The following is a 5,155-nucleotide window of genomic DNA, read 5'->3' on the forward strand; positions in this document are numbered from 1 at the left end:
GTCGCTTTTGACTTCGTATGGGCGCGGCTTCCAGCCGCGCCGTCAGTCGCTGGCCTCAATCAGCGGCTTTAGCCGCTGAGGGACGGGATCCAGATTGAACGAGCCGACGGCGGACGAGAACGGGAACTGTTCGGCTCGCTCGCACAAATGGGCCCGCACCGGGTTCATTCGTAAGTACTCACGATGCCTCGCAAAATCATTCCAATCGCGGATGCGGTGGTCCGTATAGCCTCGCTGCCAGATCTCCCACTGGATCCCGATCTCGTGCTTCGCACGATACGAGAAGCCGCCTTTGATCAGCTGCATCGTGCGTTCGATCGTTTCAGCAGGAGTAACGATCGCATGTAGGTGATTTGGCATGACGACGAAGTCGTGCACGAGAAAACGCTCTTCGCCACGATAGTGGTACAGAACATCGATCAGCAGCTTTGCGCAACGCTCCGACTGAAGCAGCATCCGGCCTTCTGCGGCCTTCGTAGTGACAAAGTACGTCCCGAAATTGTCCGCGCGACGTGGGCGCATGCTTTCCCTCGGCGGCTAAAGCCGCCCTCTAGGGCAGCACTGTACGGCGCGGCTGGAAGCCGCGCCCTTACGAAATCGATTCTGTTCTGAAATCAGAACAGACCGATTCGTGTGACGGTTAGTCGGCCTTCACTTTCCGCTTAGCCCACCAGCTCAGGGCCGTGGAGACGACGAAGATAGAACCCACGAAGATCCAAAGGAAGTACTCACGCGCGACGGAGGGAACTGCTAGCGAGAGGACCACGAAGACAAGCACGATCAACACAATCGCCACGGCTGCGCCCTTCGCGAGCGCGATAGCAGCCTCCCGTTTCACGCCGGCTCTTCTTTGAAGAACTGCGCCATGTGCCGGAACTTGTCGTAGCGCTTCGTCAGCAGCTCGTTCGTCGGCAGGTCCTTGATCTGGTTGTAATGTTCGAGCAGGCTCTGATCGAGCAGCGCGGCGGCCGCGTCGTGGTCGGCGTGCGCGCCCTCCGGCGGCTCCGGCACGATGCCGTCCACGCAGCCCAGCTGCGTCAGGTCGCTGGCGGTGATCTTCAGCGCTTCGGCGGCCACGTCCTTCTTGCTGGGGTCGCGCCACATGATGGAGGCGCAGCCTTCCGGCGAGATCACCGAGTACACCGCGTTCTCCATCATCAGGACTTTGTCGGCCACGGCGATAGCCAGCGCGCCGCCGGAGCCGCCTTCCCCCGTCACCACCGTCACGATGGGCACCTTCAGCCGCGCCATCTCGCGCAGGTTGCGCGCGATGGCCTCGGCCTGGCCGCGCTCCTCGGCGCCGAGGCCGGGGTAGGCGCCCGGCGTGTCGATGAACGTGAACACCGGCCGCTTGAACTTTTCCGCCATCTTCATCGCGCGCAGCGCCTTGCGATAGCCCTCGGGATTCGGCATGCCGAAATTCCGGTACACCTTCTGCTTGGTGTCGCGCGCTTTCTGGTGGCCGATGACCATCACTTCGTGGCCGTGGAAGTGCGCCATGCCGCAGACGATGGCGGGATCGTCGGCGTACGCGCGGTCGCCGTGAATCTCGCTCCAGTCGGTGAAGATGCGCTCCACGTAGTCGAGCGTGTAGGGGCGCTGCGGATGCCGCGCCAGCTCGGTCTTCTGCCACGCTTCGTACTGCGCGTGGATCTGGCGGCGGAGCTGCTCCACCTGCCCGTGCAGCGCGGAGAGGCGCTGCTTGGCTTCCTGGTTGTCGCCCGCGGCGGCTTCCAGTTGCGAGATGTGGCGTTCGATGTTCTCGAGCTCGCGCTCGGCTTTCGTCGACATGCGTAAGGGGGAGAGCTAGTCGATCACCCGGACCGCGCCGCGCCCGCACAGCTCTTCCACGCGCGTGATGAAGTACCGGTCCGGCAGGACATTATAGCCTTCGGCCTCCATCACCACCATGAACTCGCCCGCGCGCTCCACGTCGAACAGCACCTTGGCCTCGCCCTTGCGCTCGGTGCACAGCGAGTGCAGCGCGTCGATGGTCTGCTCAGTCGCGGTCTCCAGCGGCACCCGGATGCGCAGCGAACGCGGTAGCTTCGGCTTGGCGTCTTCCAGCGTCCGGATGTCGGAGATCAGCAGCTTCGGGTTCGCGCCCTCTTCCACGCGCACCCCGCCGCGCACCAGGACCGGCACGTCGAGCTTCAGCTTGTCGCCCAGGCGGCGGTAGGCCTCCGGGAACACCACCGACTCGACCGCGCCGACCATGTCCTCGAGCATGCACTGCGCGTACAGGTCGCCCTTCTTCGACTTCGCGACCCGCACGCCCGTGAGGATGCCGCCGGTCGTGATCTCTTCCTTGCCGGTCGACGACTTCATCGCCAGGATGGCGTCGGTGTCGATGGCGGAGAAGTCCGCGAGCTTGTCGCGATACTTCTCCAGCGGGTGCCCGCTGACGAAGAACCCGAGCATCTCCTTCTCGCCCTGCAGACGCTGGTGCTCGTCCCAGTCGGGGACGTTGGGGAGCTTGTCATTGTCGGCCGGCTCGGCCTGCTGGTCGGCAAAGACGCCGAACAGCCCGTGCTGGCCGCTCTCGGCGTCGCGCTGCGACTTCTGCGCGCGCTCGATGGCCTTGTCGATCACCGCCATGAGCTGCGCGCGCGTGCCCAGCGCATCCATCGCGCCGCTCTTGATCAGCGACTCCAGCACGCGCTTGTTGAGCAGCCGCAGGTCCACCTTCTCGCAGAACTGGTAGATGCTCTTGAAGCCGCCCAGCTCCTGGCGCGCCGCGACGATGGAATCGATCGCCGTCCGGCCCACGTTCTTCACCGCCGCCAGGCCGAAGCGGGTGGCGTCGCCGTGGGGGGTGAAGTTCGCGTCCGAGTGGTTGATGTCGGGGGGCTCCACGGAAATGCCCATCTCGCGGCACTCGTTGATGTACTTCACCACCTTGTCGGTCGAGCCGGTCTCCGCCGTGAGCATCGCGGCCATGAACTCGACCGGGTAGTGCGTCTTCAGGTAAGCCGTGTGGTAGGCCAGCAGGGCGTACGCCGCCGAGTGCGACTTGTTGAAGCCGTAGCCCGCGAACTGCTCCATCAGGTCGAAGATCTTCACGACCTTGCGCTCCGGGAAGCCGCGCGCCAGCGCGCCGGCCACGAACTTCTCGCGCTGCGCCGCCATCTCCTCGGCCTTCTTCTTGCCCATCGCGCGGCGCAGCAGGTCGGCCTCGCCCAGCGAGTAGCCCGCCAGCTTGTTGGCGATCTGCATCACCTGTTCCTGGTAGACGATGACGCCGAGCGTCTCTTTCAGGATCTCTGCCAGCTCCGGCAGCTCGTAGCTGATGGGCGCGCGGCCGTGCTTGCGCGCGATGAAGTCGTCGATCATGCCGCCCTGGATCGGGCCGGGGCGATAGAGCGCGTTGAGGGCCGTCAGGTCCTCGACCGTGTCGGGCTGGTAGCGCCGCAGCACGTCGCGCATGCCGTGCGACTCGAACTGGAAGATGCCACTCGTCAGCGCGGAGTGGAACACCTTCTTGTACGTCGTCTTGTCGTCGAGCGGAACCTGCTTCAAGTCGAGCTGCTGGCCGCGGTTCTGCGCGATCAGCTTGAGCGAGTCGTCGATCACGGTCAGCGTCGTCAGCCCGAGGAAGTCCATCTTCAGCAGCCCGAGCTTCTCGATCGCCGTCATGTCGAACGCGGTCACGATCTCGTCGTTCTTCGTCCTGTGCAGCGGGACCAGGTTGATGAGCGGCTCCGGCGCGATCACCACGCCCGCGGCGTGCACGCCCGCGTTGCGCACCAGGCCTTCGAGCTTGCGCGCGGTATCGAGCAGCTCCTTCACCTGCGGCTCGCGCTCGTAGGCTTCGGCCATCTGCTGCGAGTCCGCCAGCGCCTGGTCGAGCGAGATGTTGAGCACCGCCGGCACCATCTTGGCGATGCGGTCCACGTCGCCGTAGGGCATGTCCATCGCGCGGCCCACGTCCTTGATCGCGGCCTTCGCCGCCATCGTGCCGAAGGTGATGATCTGCGCCACCTGCTCGCGGCCGTATTTCTCCGTGACGTACTGGATGACCTCGCCGCGCCGGTTCATGCAGAAGTCGATATCGATGTCGGGCATCGAGATGCGCTCGGGGTTCAGGAAGCGCTCGAACAGCAGCTCATGCTCCAGCGGGTCGATGTCGGTGATGCCCATGGCGTAGGAGACCAGCGACCCCGCCGCCGAGCCGCGCCCCGGGCCGACCGGGATCGCGTGCTCCTTGGCGTAGCGGATGAAGTCCCACACGATGAGGAAGTAGCCCGGAAACTTCATCTGCTGGATGGTCGCGATCTCGCGCGCCAGCCGCTGCTCGTATTCCGCGATGGGGTGCTTCAGCGTCCCCGCCGCCTCGCGGCGCCGCAGCTCCTCCAGCCGCCGCGCGAAGCCCTCGCGCGCCACGTGCTCGAAGTAAGTGTCGAGCGTGAAGCCGGCCGGCACCTCGAAGGGCGGGAACGGGTTCTTCACCTTGTGCAGCTTGACGTTGCAGCGGTCGGCGATGCCGAGCGTGCGCTCCAGCACCTGCGGCGCGCCGTCGAACACCTGGCGCATCTCCGCCGCCGACTTCACGAAGAACTGGTTGCCGTGGAACTTCAGCCGGTTCTCGTCGCGCACCGACTTGCCGGTCTGCACGCAGACGAGCACGTCGTGCGCCTGCGCGTCGTCTTCGCAGATGTAGTGCGAGTCGTTGGTCGCGACCAGCGGCGCGCCCAATTCCTTCTCCAGCCGGAACAGGTCGGGATGGATGCGGTGCTCCAGCTCCAGGCCCTGGTCTTGGATCTCGAGGAAGAAATTGTCCTTGCCGAAGATGTCGCGCAGGTTGGCGGCGGCCTTTTTCGCCTCGTCGTACTTCCCTTCCGTCAAGCGCTCGGCCACTTCGCCCTTCAGGCAGCCGGAGAGCGCGATCAGCCCCTTGGAGTGCTCGGCCAGGAATTTCTTCGAGATGCGCGGCTTGTAGTAGAAGCCGTGCAGCGACGCCTCGCTGGTGATCTTCACCAGGTTGCGGTAGCCCTCGTCGTTCTCCGCGAGCACGAGCAGGTGGTTGTAGGTGTCGCCGTCGGGCGGGGTGCGCCGCGTGTCGTGGTCGTCCTTCTTCGAGATGTAGAGCTCGCAGCCGAGGATGGGTTTGATCCCGGCGGCCTGCGCGGCGTTGTAGAACTCCAGCGCCGCGAAG

General features: G+C 65.1%; 4 protein-coding genes. All 4 read right to left on the reverse strand.

Going from position 1 to position 5,155, the window contains the following annotated elements; all coding sequences use genetic code 11:
- Positions 1–42: 42 nt before the first annotated feature.
- Entirely contained in the window at positions 43–522 is a 480-nt protein-coding gene (locus VLA96_12080; protein HSE49937.1) for a transposase, read from the reverse strand.
- A 118-nt stretch (positions 523–640) separates the two neighbouring features.
- Positions 641–838, reverse strand: coding sequence for a hypothetical protein (locus VLA96_12085; protein ID HSE49938.1), 198 nt, complete (start codon positions 836–838; stop codon positions 641–643).
- Positions 835–1,791 (reverse strand): acetyl-CoA carboxylase carboxyltransferase subunit alpha, encoded by a 957-nt coding sequence (locus VLA96_12090; GenBank protein HSE49939.1) that lies wholly within the window; start codon positions 1,789–1,791, stop codon positions 835–837. Before VLA96_12090 ends, VLA96_12085 begins: the two co-directional genes overlap by 4 nt.
- A gap of 15 nt (positions 1,792–1,806) precedes the next feature.
- On the reverse strand, positions 1,807–5,155 hold a 3,349-nt coding region (gene dnaE / locus VLA96_12095), incomplete at its 5' end, for a DNA polymerase III subunit alpha (protein ID HSE49940.1).

The sequence above is a fragment of the Terriglobales bacterium genome (genome assembly GCA_035457425.1).
GTDB lineage: Bacteria > Acidobacteriota > Terriglobia > Terriglobales > Acidobacteriaceae > JACPNR01.

Coding starts and splice junctions, on each gene's coding strand:
- VLA96_12090 (HSE49939.1), bottom strand. CDS start 1,791: ATGTCGACGAAAGCCGAGCGCGAGCTCGAGAACATCGAACGCCACATC.
- VLA96_12080 (HSE49937.1), bottom strand. CDS start 522: ATGCGCCCACGTCGCGCGGACAATTTCGGGACGTACTTTGTCACTACG.